General features: G+C 59.7%; 10 protein-coding genes. All 10 read right to left on the bottom strand.

Annotation, left to right across the window (positions count from 1 at the left end; translation table 11 throughout):
- Positions 1-120: 120 nt before the first annotated feature.
- The 10 genes from NHU87_RS09160 to pabB are packed head-to-tail and all read right to left on the bottom strand — an operon-like array spanning position 121 to position 15,988.
- Positions 121-1,539, bottom strand: coding sequence for a chorismate-binding protein (locus NHU87_RS09160; RefSeq protein ID WP_253547627.1), 1,419 nt, complete (start codon positions 1,537-1,539; stop codon positions 121-123).
- Positions 1,536-2,684 (bottom strand): 3-deoxy-7-phosphoheptulonate synthase, encoded by a 1,149-nt coding sequence (locus NHU87_RS09155; protein WP_301271397.1) that lies wholly within the window; start codon positions 2,682-2,684, stop codon positions 1,536-1,538. The genes NHU87_RS09160 and NHU87_RS09155 overlap by 4 nt, the downstream gene beginning before the upstream one ends.
- 42 nt (positions 2,685-2,726) lie before the next feature.
- Positions 2,727-3,497 carry an SDR family oxidoreductase gene (locus tag NHU87_RS09150; RefSeq protein ID WP_253547623.1) on the bottom strand — a complete coding sequence of 257 codons (771 nt, stop codon included), beginning with the start codon at positions 3,495-3,497 and terminating at the stop codon, positions 2,727-2,729.
- Positions 3,494-3,760, bottom strand: a complete 267-nt coding sequence (locus NHU87_RS09145; protein ID WP_253547621.1) for a hypothetical protein — start codon at positions 3,758-3,760, stop codon at positions 3,494-3,496. The genes NHU87_RS09150 and NHU87_RS09145 overlap by 4 nt, the downstream gene beginning before the upstream one ends.
- On the bottom strand, positions 3,757-4,401 hold the full coding sequence (locus NHU87_RS09140; RefSeq protein ID WP_253547619.1) for an isochorismatase family protein: 645 nt from the start codon (positions 4,399-4,401) through the stop codon (positions 3,757-3,759). Before NHU87_RS09140 ends, NHU87_RS09145 begins: the two co-directional genes overlap by 4 nt.
- 43 nt (positions 4,402-4,444) lie before the next feature.
- On the bottom strand, positions 4,445-10,195 hold the full coding sequence (locus NHU87_RS09135; protein ID WP_301271396.1) for a non-ribosomal peptide synthetase: 5,751 nt from the start codon (positions 10,193-10,195) through the stop codon (positions 4,445-4,447).
- A gap of 42 nt (positions 10,196-10,237) precedes the next feature.
- Positions 10,238-11,941 carry a thiamine pyrophosphate-binding protein gene (locus tag NHU87_RS09130; RefSeq protein WP_253547615.1) on the bottom strand — a complete coding sequence of 568 codons (1,704 nt, stop codon included), beginning with the start codon at positions 11,939-11,941 and terminating at the stop codon, positions 10,238-10,240.
- Positions 11,938-13,260, bottom strand: a complete 1,323-nt coding sequence (locus NHU87_RS09125) for a hypothetical protein (protein ID WP_253547614.1) — start codon at positions 13,258-13,260, stop codon at positions 11,938-11,940. The genes NHU87_RS09130 and NHU87_RS09125 overlap by 4 nt, the downstream gene beginning before the upstream one ends.
- On the bottom strand, positions 13,257-14,531 hold the full coding sequence (locus NHU87_RS09120) for a prephenate dehydrogenase/arogenate dehydrogenase family protein (RefSeq protein WP_253547612.1): 1,275 nt from the start codon (positions 14,529-14,531) through the stop codon (positions 13,257-13,259). The genes NHU87_RS09125 and NHU87_RS09120 overlap by 4 nt, the downstream gene beginning before the upstream one ends.
- Positions 14,528-15,988, bottom strand: coding sequence for an aminodeoxychorismate synthase component I (gene pabB / locus NHU87_RS09115; RefSeq protein ID WP_253547610.1), 1,461 nt, complete (start codon positions 15,986-15,988; stop codon positions 14,528-14,530). The genes NHU87_RS09120 and pabB overlap by 4 nt, the downstream gene beginning before the upstream one ends.
- Positions 15,989-16,007 lie beyond the last annotated feature (19 nt).

Genomic DNA, 16,007 nt, shown 5'->3' with positions numbered 1-16,007 from the left:
TAAGAATGCTCGAGTATTAAATGAAATCTAACGCATGAACGCGTTGTGAGTGGGCGTTAGTCTAGAAACACCACGTCATGGGTGTATTGAGTGGGCAGCTGCACAGTGCATTCAACCATATTACGGTAGGTTCCAGACATATTCATTAGCTAAATAGGGCTTCATTTTGTTATTGGTCTCCAGCCATTCCCTGTACGGGTCACTGGCCTTGACGATACCGCTGCCAGCATAGACGTGAATATGGGTGGATGTGAGCTTGGCCGTGCGAATCGCCAGTGCAAAATTCGCGTCATCGCCCAAGGTGAAGTAGCCCAGGCCGCCGGTGAAAAAACCACGCTCGATTTGTTCGTATCGGCGGATCCGTTCACCGCACGCTGCCAATGGCTTGCCCCAGATCGTTGCCGGCGGGTAGACCGCAGCCAGCGCGTCAAATACGTTCAAGCCCGTTTTTACCGTACCGCTGATCAGGCTTTTAAGGTGTTGAACATAGCCCAGGTCGATCACGCTTCGTGATTCGCGCAACGACAAAGACCCGCTTTCGCAGACGGTCGAGAGCTGCTCGAAGAACAGCCCGGCAGCGGTTTCATGTTCTTCGAGTTCCTTGAGGTCGCTCATCAGTTCCTGGCGGTAGCGGGCACTTTTGTCGTGCTCATGGGAACCTTTGCGAGTGCCTGCCAGTGGCTCGACCACCAAGCTGCGACCGTTCTTGCGTAGCAGCGTTTCCGGTGAAATACCAACCCATGCCACCTCGTCCGCCCAACGAAATACGTACTCGTAATGCGGGTTGGGGCGAGGTGCTATCAGGCGCAATAAAAGCGCCGGGGCAATGGGCCGCTCCAGCGTCAGCTTGACTTCACGACCGATGACGACCTTATCGGCGGTTGTCGGTGCCAGTTCGTTCAACAGCCCGATCAGGTTGTCCACATAGTCGGTGCAGGAGGGAATGTCTTCGCGTCCTGTAACCCGTGGATTGGCCGTCGGAGTAAAGTCTGTCGCAAAGGTGATGAGGCTTTCATCGATCGCGTACCAGATGTCCTCGTGGAAACAACTGAAATCCAGTTGCTGATCGCTGATCCGGCACATTACCCGTGGCAACGTGAAAATCACCGGCTCGTTCAGGCGCTCGGGATGGGTTGCACAGCGCCAACCCCCCAGAAAAGCGGTCGATGGTGGTAAGCCGTGATGTTCTTGGAGCCAGGGGCTCAACTGGTTGATGAACTGGGCCACTGCCCCGAATAGCTGTTCATGGAACAGTGTCGAGGGATCCAGCGCGAGGGTGCGTGACAGGCACACGCTGTTCTCGTGCTGAAGCTCCAGGTTCAGGCGTTCGCCATCGTTGAGTGCAATTAGGCGAAACTCGCTGCCCAATCCAACCAGCGAGCTATTGACTCCTTCGGTGTGATGGCTGAACAGACCGATGAATTCGCTCGCCAGTAGCGGGAAACGTCGCTCCAGAATGGGTAACAACGCCGCCCCGAGCTCGTGCGCGGTCAACGCCGGATAGGGGTTGGCAAAGCTCGCATGCTTGAGGTTTTTCATGGCGACTCCCGGTAGACATGGGCCAAGTGGCTGCACAGTTGCAACGTTTTTTGAAAATCGAAGAACGCCCCCGGGTTTTCGTCTGGCTCAGAGGCCAATCGATTGGAGTCGCTGCTGCGCACTTCCAATGCAATGCCATGCAATCGGCTGTCAACGGTGCGGTGCAGCCTCAAGGTTTGATCCCATTCGTGCGCGACGTTCTGTGCCAGGCTTGCCGTGTGACGACGCGAGTCTTGTGCGTTCAACGGATCACACAGCCATATCACCGGTGAGCGCCGGGACTGCAGGACACGGATTGTTTCACCCAACACTTCTGGCGCATCCCCCGCACTGGCGATGAGGAGGATTTTCCCCGTTTGCCGTTCGGGATTGAGCTGCTCAACCGCCTCGATCAACACAGCGGGGTCGACCGGCTCACTCAGACGTAGGGCGATAGGGTTTTCCAGGCCCCGTGCAAACTCCACGTAGCAGCTGTCGTTGAACAGGTTGCAACCATCAATCCACAGCAATGACGCGCTGGTGGCATAGAACTTGGCGTTTCGTGCACGTCGCACCAGGGCTTGTTCATATTCCAAGTGCGCGCATTCATGGGTGGTATGGACAGCGGATGCCTTGTTTCGCAGGACCTGCATCGCAGCCTGCGAAGCCTCATAAGCCCAGAGCAGGCGATTGGGGTCGGGGCGTCGGGCCCAGGGCGTGGCCTCCCGGCAATTGACCATCTCACCGAAATAGCGGTCCAGCGTTGCACCGCCAAGGATCTCGGTGGCTTGCGGCTGGGTGCGACCATAACTCCCGGCGACAGAGCCAATCGAAAGCACGGGTTGGCCGAGCATTAATGCCAGGTAGCGGCTCAGCGATTCCAGTGCCTTCAGGGGTTGATCGAGGCTGGCCGCACTGGCGTCGTTCAAGCTTTGATCACGCTGGCCCATGAGTTGCACGAATTCCTTGCCTTCAGCGGCGCGGGTCAGCGCACGCTTCAGTCGAAGAATCTCGCTTTCATCCACCAGTCCGGGAAGGCGGGACAGTTGCTTGAGCACGGTCGAGAGCTGTTTCCCTTGATAGTCGGGCATATGGCGGCGTTCTTTGTCGCGCCAGCTTCCAGGATGCCAGGATAGCGACGCGTATATCGAATCAAGGTTCAACATTTCAAGTCTCCAGGCAATGCTCGACGTGGCGAAGGGGCTGGGTTACTCAAAGGTGGCTCCGCCATCGACGACCAGGTTTTGCAGGGTGATGTGGTGCGCGTCGCGAGACAGCAGGAAGGCCACTGCCGCCGCGATGTCCCCTGGCTCAGCGAGCTTTTGCAGCGGAATGCCCAGTCGATAAAGCCGTGGGTCGCCTTCGATCAGGCGTTGGTCGGTTTCTGGACCTTCCCCCGCCAGGCTCGCGAGCATTGGGGTGCGTGTCGATCCTGGCGATACAACGTTGCAACGCAGCCCCCGCGAGGCGAACTCCAGTCCCATGCAACGAGTCAGCATCGCTGCCGCTGCCTTGGACGAGCAGTAGGCGCCCATGTTGACACGCGGTGTGCTGCCCGCGTTGGAGGCGATCGTGACGATCGCCCCCTGACCGCGTTCGGCCATGCGGACGGCGACCGCCTGGGAGACAAAAAAAGTGCCGTGAACGTTGACCTGGAAGGTCTTCAGCCAGTCGGCCGTCGTCGTCGACGCAATGTCCTTGGGGATCAATACGCCGGCGTTGTTGACCAAACCGTCCAGCGGGTGTTCGGCATCAATGCTGGCAATGGCGGCCTCGACGTCGTCCGGCCGAGTGATGTCGACGACTGTCGCAGACAGCCGAGGCGAGCGCTGTTCGTCGGCCAGAGCGGCCAACGCCTGAGCATTGCAATCCAGGGCATAGACCCAGGCACCCTCTACCAGCAACAGACGCGTAACGGCTGCACCAATTCCTTGGGCAGCACCGGTCACGACAATGGCCTGGTTTTCGAAACGGTTCATGGGCGTTCGCACTCCAGGCCGCGCGTGCGCAAACTGATGAGTCGCCACCAGGCCGCGAAGCTTTGGCGTTCGGCGAGTTCCAGAAAGCTCACGGTGATACCGCGTTGCTGCCATTTTTCACTGAGTATCAGCAGGCGAACCGAATCCAGTCCGGCGTCCTGAGGCGAGTCGAGCTCCACGAGTGACTGGGGTGTGGTTCGCAGAGTCGCGGCGATATCGGCGTAGAAATCCGCTTCCTGGTAGTTCGGATGTCCACTGCTCATAGCGCTTTTCCCAGTTCTGCCAGCATTTCATCGCAGGACATGATCTTGCTGGAGCAGTGGGCCATGTGACGCACTGCCATTTCATGCAGGTCGAGGGAAAAATCGCCCAAGGCATCAGCCACCACGAATGGCTGAATATCGGACATAAAAGCTTCAGTCGCGGTAATCAGGCAACCAATGTGGGCATAGACCCCGCAGATGATCAGTTGGTCACGATTGCCATTTTGCATGCGCTTGAGCAAGTCGGATTTGGCGAAGGCACTGTAACGGTGCTTGACCAGCACTTCATCGAGTTCGGGGGTAGGCTCAAGCCCAGGCACGATGGACTTTGCGTTGCCATCTTCAGGCATTCCCGGGCCCCAGAAGTCGGTCAGCAAACCGCGTTCGTCTTTGGGTTGATCGCCGGGTTGGGCGCTGTAATACACCGGGATGTTCAAGGCGTGGCAGCATTCCCTGATGGCCGCGATGCGTTGCACCATGGCATCAACAAAGGCTTTCGACGCATAGGGCGCCACAAAATAGTTCTGCATGTCGTGAATCAACAGTGTCGCGCGGGACGGGTCGACGGTCCAGTCCAGCGGTTTACGTTGCAGTGCAATGCCGTTCGGAGCGGGGTATTCCATGATCTGTGGGATTGCCATGATTCAGTCCTTATATGTTCAGGGGCCAGGGGCAGCGGGTGGGCTATTGGCTGAGTTGTGTGCGTAGTACTTTCTTATCGATCTTGCCCAGAGTGGTCTTGGGCAGTGACGGGACGAGCCGAACCTGATCCGGGACCTTGAAGGCCGCTACCCCTTGTTGGCGAACGAACGACTTGAGGGTGTTGGGCGCAAAGTCGACCCCAGAGGCCAAGACCACCACCGCGCATGACATCTCGCCGAGGTATTCATCCGGTATGCCGACGATTGCGGCTTCCAGTACTCCCGGATGGGCCAGTAAATAACCCTCGATTTCTTCGGCGGCGATTTTTTCACCACCACGGTTCACTTGATCCTTTATGCGGCCGGTGACCACGAGGTAGCCATCTTCCCGGCGCATGACCACATCGCCCGTGCGGTAAAATCCGTCGGATGTGAAAGCCCGGACGTTGTGTTCAGGTGCATTCAGATACCCGCGGATGGTGTACGGCCCGCGGACCAACAGTTGCCCGGGCACACCGTCGGGCACCGGCTCGTCGTTTTCGTCGACGATGAGGATTTCATCGTCGCTGCTGATGGGGAGCCCCTGGGTTTGCAACACATGCTCGACCGTGTCTCCCAGGCCGGTGTAGCAGACCAGTCCTTCCGACATGCCATAGACCTGTTGCAGCTGACAGTCGAACGCGGCGGCCAAGCGCTCGGCCACATCGTCACTCAGACGTGCACCCCCGACCTGTAGCAAGCGCAAGCTCGACAGATCGTATTGGCGCGGTGCGTGTAACCAGGACTGGGCGAGACTTGGGACCAGTGAGGTCAGAGTGACTCGCTCACGCTCAATCAGGGCAAAGGCCGCCGATCCACTCGGGTCGGATGTCATGACCACGCGACCTCCTGCATACAGCACCCCGAGGAAACCGGGTGAGCTCAGGGTGAAGTTGTGGCCGGCAGGCAGGGCACACAGGTAGACGCTGTGGGTGTCCAACTGACAGATTTCGGCACTGGCCTTGAAGCTATAGAGGTAGTCGTCATGTCGGCGCAGGATCAGTTTGGGGAGTGCAGTGCTGCCACCGGACAAGGTGATCAGCGCCGGCTCGCGTGAGCTTCGTTGCGGCCAGGCGGCAGTGCGCCCGAAGAGTTTGGCAAAAGGAATGAAGCCTTCAGCGTCGCCAACAACGATCACATGCTTGAGCGACGTGACCTTGCTTGCAATGTCGGTGGCGATGCGGCGGTAATCGAACCCCAGCGCATGGTCCTTGATGACGTAAGCGACCGCTCCCGAAATCTCAAAGATGTGAGTGATCTCACTCAGGCGGTCGGAGGGCAGGGCGAATACCGGAATCGCGCCGAGGCGAAACAGCCCGAAAATGGTTTCGATGAACTCAATCGTATTAGGCAGTTGCACGATCACACGGTCGCCGGCTTTCAGGCCAAGTGTTGCGAAGCCGTCGGCGATGCGATCCGCGTTGGTATCGAGTTGCGAGTAACTCAAATGCCGCTCGCCCTCAGTGACGGCCACCCGATGCGGGTCAATCAGCGCGTGCCGGGTAAGGATGGCGCCAAGGGTTTCACCCGTCCACCAGCCACTGGCGCGGTAGCGTGCCTCGAACTCAAGAGGCCAATACGGAGCGTCCAGACCATCAGTTGGTGGCGGCGGCTCGGTCGCCATGACCGCATCTGCGGCTTGCGTCTGCCCAAGGCACTCGGCATGGCTCGCCGGGCCGAACACTTTGTTCCAGCCTGCTGGGGAAGGTGCAAATTCAGGCCATAGCGACAACTGGCCTGCGTCGTTGGCCAGCAGGAGGAAACTCCCCTGAAGCTCGTCGAACGGGTTGTGAAACGCTCGCAGAGTCCGAGTCGCACGCTGTGGCGTGCCAGGGTTCAGGTGTTGGTAATGCTCACGCAGCACGTCTGCTAATGGCGCCGCCAGATCCGTCACGAAGTAATGCCCGCCACCCTCGATCACCGACAGCGTCACATTCGGGTTGTAAATCGCCCAGTCCTTGTAGCGCGTGTCGAAGTCTGGCGTGAGTGGATCCTCGTTGCCGACGATGACGTGAATCGGTGCCTGCAAGCGTTGTCGATCCTGCAATTCTTCAGCAAAGAAGCGAGCGGTCTGCGTGGCATCGTGTTTGGTCATGCGCGCGATGCTTGCCATGCTGGCATCGTCGAGGGCTTCTTTGAACCCGCCAATCTGGCGCAGGAAATCAATGATGTTTTCACCGCTTTGGCCGGAAACATTGGCGCGGACTTCCACAGGGTCCTGATCCAGCAGCATGCCGCCGATGACCAGGGCTTTCAGGTCGGCCCCGCCTTGTTCGAGGCGGCGGGCGATTTCAATGGCGATGGCGTTGCCGGCGCAATGGCCGTAGACGACGATCGGGCCGCTCAGCCTGGAGAGGATCTCCTGAACCGCACCGGCCGCCACCGCTTCCAGGTCTTGCATGGCTTCATCGGGGCGCATGATGTCGTGCCCCGGCAGGTTGACCGACACGCACGTGAACACGTTCGAGAGTTGGTTGACCAGGTTGCGGTAAGCAAAAGCGTTTCCGCCGGCGAATGGGACACAGACCAGGTTGAGCCGGTCTTTGCCCGCGGCCTTGTCGAACTCATGCAGCCAACGGGTAATATCGGGGCCGTCACGGTCGGCGTGATCACGCAGATAGTCGGCGCAAGCGCGAGGCGTCGGGCGTTCGAACAGTTCCGTCACTGGCAGACCCAGGTCGCGGCAGATGCGGATGGCTTTGATCGAGTCGCCGCCGATGTCGAAAAAGTTATCGTCGATACCGAGCGTCTCTATCTCCAGTTGAGCGCTCCAGTTCGCCAATACACGCTCGTCCAGTTCGTCCCGGGCCGGTTCGATCTGACGCGAGCTCGACAGCGCAATCGCGGGCAAGGCCTTGCGATCGACCTTGCCGCTGAGCGTCACCGGCAGGCGTTCCAGCACGCCGATGGCGCTGGGCACCATATAGGACGGGAGGCGATCACGCAGGTAGTCGCGTAGCGCCGAGGTGTCAATGTCCTCGTAGGTGCTGGAAGCATTGGGCACGACGTGGGCGACGAGTTTAGGGTCGTCCGATGCATCGGTGACCACCAGTGCGATGGCATCGGAAAGCGCCGGATGGCCGCGCAGGTGGGTTTCTATTTCGCCCAGTTCAATGCGGTAACCGCGGACTTTGACCTGTTGGTCGGCCCGGCCGATGTATTCCAGCACACCACCGTCAAGCAGTGCCGCGACGTCTCCGCTGCGGTACATGCGTGCTCCGGGGGCGCCGAAGGGATCGGCGACGAACCGTGTTGCGTCGAGGTCGCGACGATTCAGGTAGCCACGGGCGAGGCCGGCTCCGCGCACATACATCTCGCCATAACTGCCCACGGGCACAGGGCGCAGTGCATCGTCCAGGACTTTGATGTCGAGGTCGTCATAAACCGTGCCGATCAGGCTGCCGTTATTGGCTAGTACCTGTTCGCGGGTGATGAACTGATAGGTTGCATTGATGGTGGTTTCGGTAATGCCGTACAGGTTGAGCAACGTCGTCCGGCTGTCGGGGTGCCGTTCAAACCAAGGCTTGAGTCGGCTCAAATCCAGTGCCTCGCCGCCGAAGCACTGGTAGCGCAGGTTCAATTGACCAGACAGGTCGGGACGGTCGGCTTCGGCTTCCATGAAGCGATAGAACGCAGAGGGGATCTGGCCAAAGACAGTCACCTGTTCCCGGACCACCAATTCGAGCAGTTTTTCCGGCTCGCGGGTCGTTTCTACCGGAACCAGGACCAGGCGGGCACCATGGAGCAAGGCCCCCCACATCTCCCAGACCGACGCATCGAAGATGTATCCGTGGCAGCCTGACCAGACGTCGGTGTTGCGATAGTCGAACCAGTGGTGCGTGCTGGAGAACAGCCGGACCACGTTGTGGTGCGTGATGCACACCCCTTTGGGTTTACCGGTCGAGCCTGAAGTGTAGATGACATAGGCCAGGTCCTCTGCGCGAGGTCCGTGGTCCAGGTTGCTGGCAGTTTGTTCCTGCAATCGATTCAGGGTTGATGGCCCGTCGATGGACAACACCGGGGAACAGGCCGTGGCGAGCAGGTCGCGGCTGGACTGATCGCAGATCACCAGTGCGGGACGCGTGTCGTCGAGGATGGTCTCGATACGCTCGGCAGGCGCGTCGGGATCCAGCGGTACGTAATAGGCGCCTGTCTTCAAGACACCCAGGATGCAGACGATGGTGTCGACGGATCGGGCCAGCAACAGGGCGATCGGTTGTGAACCGACCTGCGCGACTTCGCTGCGGATCAAATGCGCGAGACGATTGGCGCGCTCGTTCAGCACCCGATAAGACAGGTGTTCGCCGTTGAGTGTCAGGGCAAGGGCGTCCGGTGTTGATTGCACGGCCTGTTCGAATCGTTCGACCAAAGTGACCGGTGGCGTTTTTGAATCACCTTCAGGTGCGAAACAGGCGTTGCCTTGAGCGAAACCCGGATCTTCTTCATCGTAGGCATCCAGCAAGCCGAGGGCGGTGTCGCTGGCTGCGGCAAAACGCTCGACAAACCGGACAAAACGTTGCACGTGCCGTTGCAGGGTTTCATGGCTGTAAAGGGCAGGGTTGGCCATCGCAATGATGTTCAGCGCGTTGCCGTCGGGGCGGGTCTGGATCAGCAGCGAGAAATCGTCCGCTGGGCCTGCACTCAGGACGTGGACCTGGCCCGGGATACCGCCAAACGAGAGGGCGGCGGAGAAAAAATCAATGTTGATCTGCGGGCCGGTCAGGCGCCGGTTTTCCCCCAGTAAATTACAGTCGCGGCGAATGTCCTCGGCCCGGTAACGCTGATGAGCGCGCAGGCCGGTCAATTGCGCTTCGACAGCCGCCAGCAATTGTTCGACGCTCTCGCCCGGTTTGATGTCCAGACGCAGCGGCAGTACGTTTGCCAGCGTGCAGGGAACGTTGGCCGCGCCGGTGTCGAAGCGGTTCATCATGGGCAGGCCGACCACCACCTGACGGTAGCCGGTGCTGCGCCCGACAAACGCCCCGAAGGCGCTGAGCAGCAGGTTGACCCAATGGGAACCCAGGGCATCTGCCCGTTCGCGCAGGCGAGCCAGGACCTGATCGTTCAGTGATTGCCGATAGTGAATGGCCTGGTGCGAAGGCTGTGCCACTTCACTGCTGAAACTGGTGACTTCACCCATGTCCTGACAGTGCTGGCGCCAGAATTCACGGTCCACTTCAAAGGCCGACGAGGCGCACCAGGCCTGCTCATTCTCAAGCACTTGGCGCAGGCTGCCAAAGGGCGAAGGCGATGATTGCCCCGGAGTTTGTCCGTAAAGTTCGGCCACTCGCTTGAAGAGCATGGACAGCGCGACACCGTCCATGGCGATGTGGTGGGTCTTGAAATACCAGTAGCTGACCTGTGGCGCTACTTGCAGCAATGCGCTGGTGAAAAGAGGGCCGTTCACCAGGTCGGTGGGTTGGGCGACATCGTTGTCCATCCAGGCCCGCGCTGCGGTTTTGGGGGCGCCGTTGCCGGTCAGGTCGAACAGAGTGAGATCGACGGTCGCCTCGGCCATCACGGTTTGTGTCAAACCGCTGATGCCTGCGTCGTCATGTTCATGAAATCGAGCTCGCAAGGCTTCGATCTCGTCCACGGCCTTTTGCAAGGCGCGCTGGAGGCGCTGTTGATCAATGCTGCCGCTAATTTCGATATAGCTGGCAACGTTGTAGGCGGGGCTCAGCGGATCGAATTGATGTCCCATCCAGATCGACTGCTGGGCAGATGTCAAAGACGTGGTGAAGGAGGCTGACATGCCAGTTTTAACTCCGGTAGAAAACGGTGGGTGCGAGAGGGGTCATGCCTTGGGCAGGTGCTGCTGGCTCTTTACCGCGTCAAAAAAACGCTCACACAGATAGGAACGCATGGCCGGGTCGACCTGCGCATCGATGAGCACGGGCTTATCCATGCCCAGCGCTTCGGCTAGGCGCAGGCGCAATTCGCCACCGGTTGTTGCGGTGAAGGCCTGGACTTGCAGGAACAGGCCGGCGGCCGAAAAGCTCATAGGTAGTTGCTCGGTGAGTGCAATGTCATCAGTGTCCGAGGACAGCGAAGCCCACCGTTGATTGTTCAGGACGATCACGATGGGGCTCAGGCCGAATTTGGCGGCGCGCATCAACTCATTGCCGGTCATGTGGAAGGCGCCGTCGCCCACCAGCACGATGGGGCGCTTGCCGGTTCCCAACTGGTAACCCATCGCGCCAGGGACGGCGATGCCCATGCTCATGTACAGCGGCGAGGTCAGGACATCGGCAGGGAACATGCCCAGTGACATGAAAAATACATCCCCGCAATCGACCACCAATTGGGTGTCGGGGCTGGCCGCGAAATGACGGTTGAGCTCATTGATGATGTCGAATGGCGTCAGCGGGCCTTCTTCCAGCGGATAGTGGGTACTGGGTGCCGGTACTACGAAGGCTTTTTGCTCCTCGGACAGCGGCGCCAGAGAAGGTTTGACAGTGCTGATCAGCTCGGCGAAAGCAATAAGGAACTCGGCCGTGGACGCGTTGAAGCGCTGACGGCCGACGATGATTTTGCCGTCATCGGCATGAATCAAACGGCCACGGGCAATATGGCTCGCGATGCCCATGTTGACGTCCGAGTTGGGCTCGCCGATCAACATCAGTACGTCACATCTGGCCAGCAGGTCTCGGGTCACCCGCGAAGGTGACGCAGGGCCTGCGTAAATACCGCGGTAATTGGGATGCGAGATGGGGATGCCGCCACGGGACATCGGCGTTGCAACCCAGGGCATGGCCAGCCGTTCGCACACCCGCATGGCCAAATCCGTCAACCCACGGCGCTTGAGCTCAAGTCCGGGAACGAAGACGGGTTCGCGGGCCTTGCGAACCAGGGCATAGGCCTGTTCTGCGGCTTGGCGGGCGGCATGGCTGTAGCGTATCGCGGGTTCGAGGGACACCCGGCGGGCGGGGGTGTAGCGTACTCGCGTCTGAAAAAGATCCCTTGGGATTTCGATGTACACCGGCCTTGAGTGCGCGATGGCCAGGGTGACGGCCTCGCGAATTTGCTCCAGGGCCTGATGGGGGTCTGTCACACAGACCTGATGCACCGTGATCTCCTTCATGATGCGGTACTGGGTTTGATGGTCGACGATCGTGTGGTGCAGAAAAATCGGCGCCTGGCGTTCACGGGCGCCCGGCGAGCCTGACAACACCAGCAGCGGAACCCGCTCCACATAAGCCTGGGCGATCGCATTGGTCGCATTCAGTACGCCGACCCCATAGGTGAAGCACACGGCGCCGGGAACACCCTTTCCGACGGCATAACCCAGTGCGGCCAGGGTGGTGCCGTACTCATGGGACATGGTCCGCAGTGCAAGCCCGGGAGTGGTGAGCAGCTCGCGCGAAAGCTGCATGGTGAAATCGCCGGGAATGCAAAAGAGATCGACGATGCCGCTCTCCACCAACACCCGGCCAACCAGATCCCCCAGGCTGACCTCCAGAGAGGTCAGGTTAATGTTGGCGGTCGGAAGGTTCGTCATCGCTGAGTCCCCCGGTAGACCGTTGCGAGCAGCTCCTCGTCCAGATAATTGTCGAAGGAGTAAGCCAGGGGGGCGAGCGGGAAGGCTTGCAGGAACTCTTTGATCTGCAAGGCTACCCGGGCAGGTTCGGTCTTTTTGAAGTACAAGTCCGCGATAAAGCGAGCGACCACTTCGAAGTCTTTCTCTTTCATGCCGCGTCGGGTCATGGCCTGAACCCCCAGGCGGATACCGTGCACACCGGGCTTGCCCGGAATCTCGATGTTGGTGGAGCGAATGCCGCCGGCGTGCAGGCTGTTGACGCACAGGTCGAGGGCTTTTTGCAGGTCACCCACCGCGAAATGAACTTGGTGGGTCTGGGTGAAACCGAACGATTCCCCAGTCACATCCAGCCCCAATTCGTGCAGATGACGGGCCAGCGTCTTGGCGTTACTGACGATTTGGGCGGCGTAGTCGCGACCGAACACTTCCATCTCTTTGAATGCTACCCACATCGGTGGCAACTGTTCGGCGTGACAGTTGCTCTGCAGGTGAGGACAGACCCACAGCGAAGTATCGACCAGCAACGGATGCTGGTCGGACTTGAAGCCGATGTAGCCTTTTTGCGGGCCAGGAATTGTCTTGTGTGTGTTGCCGTGGACCACGTCGGCACCGCAGTTGAGCGGTGAATCAAAGACGCCGCCCATGATCAGGCCGCCGTCGTGGCTCATGTCGTACGTCAGGGTGCATGAATCCGGCAGGACACTGCGGATCTCATCCAGTGGCTGCCAGCGCAGTTTGAACGACTGATCGAGAATGACGATCCGGATGTGGGGGTTGCGCCTTACCAAGTGATCAAGCTTCGCTACGTCAATCAGCAGGCTGGTCGGGTCCACGGGGAGGTGAAAGATCTCGATGCCCATTTTCTGGGCGAGGCTTTCGAGTGCAAAGTGACCGCCGTCTCGGTGGGCAAAGTGGACGAATCCTTCGCCGGGCTTGCAGGCGGCCAGCATCAATGCTTGCTCAGCCGTGGAGCCACCGTTGGGGCGCCAGTCAAATGCCTGTGCACCGATCAGGGATTTGCCCAGGGCGCGTACTTGATCGGCGATCTCATTCATATGCCCAGGTTCCGGGAAGTGCCACTCGCCTGCCGGCACTGCAAAGGGAAAGGAGCAGTGGTAGAACGCCCCGGCGGTGGAGCCGGACGTCAGGCGGACCAGGGCGCTGGGGTAGTTTTCGTTCGCGGTCAGGCTCAGGCTGTCTTCCCGGTATTGGTGATCTTTTTCCAGCGTGGAGCTCAACCAGTCGACGATCTGGACAGTTTGTTGTTTTACATTGCTCATTGGAGGCTCTCTGCGGTTGAGGTGAAGGCTGAGGGGCTGGCTTCGAAAAGCGACTCACGGGGGCCGCCGACGACGTCATATTCGATCTGGCAGGCTTCACCGATGATCAGCCCGTAAAGCTGCTCGATAAGCTCTTCGCGGATGTGCTGCGCTCGGCCGCGAGCCTTGCAACGCTCAATCACTTGCAGCACACGATCGGGTTGCATGACGGCGGTCTGGTTATCTTTCTTGCTCTGGGCCACCTCCCGAATGAGCTGCAGCCGCTGGCCGAGCAGGTCCACCAACTGATCGTCGATACGGTCGATGCGGCTACGAAAATCCCCCAGGTTCTGCCGGGATGCCTCGGTGTTTACGGGCCGCTCGTTGATCAGTTCGAAGATCTTGCGGCTGGTGTCTCCCAGGCCCGGATTCAGGGGGGCCAAGGCATTTCTCAACACCGCCATCGACAGGTGGTAGTCCAGGCGCGAGCCGGTATTGACCATCACATCCAGCCGGCTCAACTGAGCCAGCATCCGGGTCCGTATTTCCTGGGAGTACGGGTTGTGCGATTGGATTTCCCAGTAGACGTCAGGATGGTTTTGCGTCATGCGCGCCAGCAGCGAGAGCATGACCTTGAACGGTGGCGGTGCGAGTTCAAGCAGGTCCGCCAGTGGGGCGCTGGACTCGTCCAGCGTCAAGCCGAATCCGGTGACCAGTGCGTGTCCCAGTGTCTGCAACAGCGCCATGGTCCGGTCATGTTCGGAGGGCGTCATCTCGAACACGCTGACCGGCCAGGCTCGAAGCCACTCAAGTAAGCCGACCACGGCGTCACCGCCACGGTAAGACACCAGTGCCACCGGTCTGCCGGCCGGGGCCAGGTCCCCGGAAAACATCGGATTGATGCCGACCATGGGCTGCTTGAGATTGGACTGGTCCACGAATGCCGAGAACTCGCTTTTGATCGACAGGGTGTCAACGATCAGGCAGTCGGAACGCAGGTGGGGCGCCAGCACGGGCAGGGCTTTTATCAGTACGTTTTGTGCCAGCGCCAAGACCAGAATGTCGGCGGTGCCGAGCTCGGCCTTGACCTGGTTTGAAGGGGACAGGACGTCGGCTTGAAGTACTCTGAGGGAGTGGGCGTTGTCCGCCAGGCTGTCGCTGGGCGCCGCGATATCGAGGCCAGTGACGGCATAACCTGCGATCGCTAATTGGCGAGCGAGTAGTTGGCCGATTGATCCCAGTACACCGACCACGACGGCATGGCGCGGCTGTTGCGAGGTAACTGAACTCATAGTGGTGTGCTCCTCAGTTGCGTGACGGCCTCGACAACGCCGCTGGCCTTGACGATGGTTTCGATGTACTCGCCCAACGGGTCGGAGAGCGATGTGATCGCTCCCCCCACGCCGAAGCGGGCGATTTGGGCATCTACGGTGATCGAGCGGATCATGATGTTGAGGTCGCATGCCCCGCCCAGGCCAAACCAGCCGAGCGAGCCGGAGTAGGCGCCGCGTGGACCTTCTTCGAGGCGGTCGATGATCTCCATCGTGCGTTTCTTCGGCGCCCCGGTCATCGAGCCACCCGGGAACGTGGCACGTACGCAGTCAATCGAACTGACCGACGCCTTCAACTGCCCGCTAATGGTGGAAACGAGTTGGTGGACGTGGGAGTAGGTTTCCACGTCGAACAATGCCGGCACATGGACCGAACCGATGGTGCAGACCTGGCCCAGGTCGTTGCGCAACAGATCGACGATCATCAGGTTTTCCGCCCGATCCTTTTCATCGCCACGCATCTGCTCTATCAACTGTGCATCTTCTTGCGGCGAGCGCCCGCGAGGTCGGGTGCCCTTGATCGGTTTGGCCTGCACCTGCCGATGGTTGTCAATTTTGAGAAACCGCTCAGGCGACGAACTGACGAGATGAAAGTCCGGGATCGCGAAGTAGCCCGCGTGGGGGGCGGGGGTCAGCTCGCGCATCACGCAGTAGAGTTCGAACGGCGAGTCGCAGAAAGGAAACTCAATCAAATTGGTCAGGCAGACCTCATAGGTCTCGCCGTCGATGATCTCTCGTTGGGCTTCATGGATCTTGGCAATGTAACGCTGCTTTGAGTGGCGCATGGTGGCGTGCTGCTCAATCCACTCCTCGACCTGAGGCAGCGACAGCCTGCGCTGACGGGGTGTCGGTTCAGGCGCCGCCGGTTGGTTCTGTAGCCGCTCCTGCATCTCATCGAACCAAAGCGCCGCATGCTGGCGGTCTTGATCGTCCTGGACGAGGTACAACAGATAGCAGCGCTGTTCGGCATGATCGAACGCAATCATGCGCGTGGCCAGGATGAACGCCGCGTCGTGGGAGTGGGATGCATAGGCATCGGCACCGATCGTTTCACTCTTGAGCTCGTAGCCCAGCAGGCCGACATACCCCAGGTTGAAATCGAACGGCAGAAGGTGCTGGTGTTCGCAGCGGTATCGGGTCAGCCGGGACGCCATCAGTTGAAAGAAGTCAGGCGTGGCTTCCCGGGTGAAGCCGTCGCTGCGTTCAATACAAGCGCTGCGTGAGGACTTGTCATAGGTGATCGTTTCCGCCCAGCGGCCATGGGAGTCGCCCATGAATGAAAAGCGAGAAAAGCCGGGTTTGACGACACTGCTTTCTAAAAAGAAATGGCGTGATGAGGCGAGAAATTCGCTGCGAAACACACGCAACGGATCGGGATTGCATTCGAGCGCTCTGACTTCGACTTGAAAGGTCGTCATTGCCCCCTCCTGATAATTG

The sequence above is a fragment of the Pseudomonas mandelii genome, assembly GCF_024138395.1.
In the GTDB taxonomy this organism is placed as follows: domain Bacteria; phylum Pseudomonadota; class Gammaproteobacteria; order Pseudomonadales; family Pseudomonadaceae; genus Aquipseudomonas; species Aquipseudomonas mandelii_E.
Note: the sequence above shows the minus strand (reverse complement) of the source record. Positions and strands in the feature narration are given on the sequence as shown.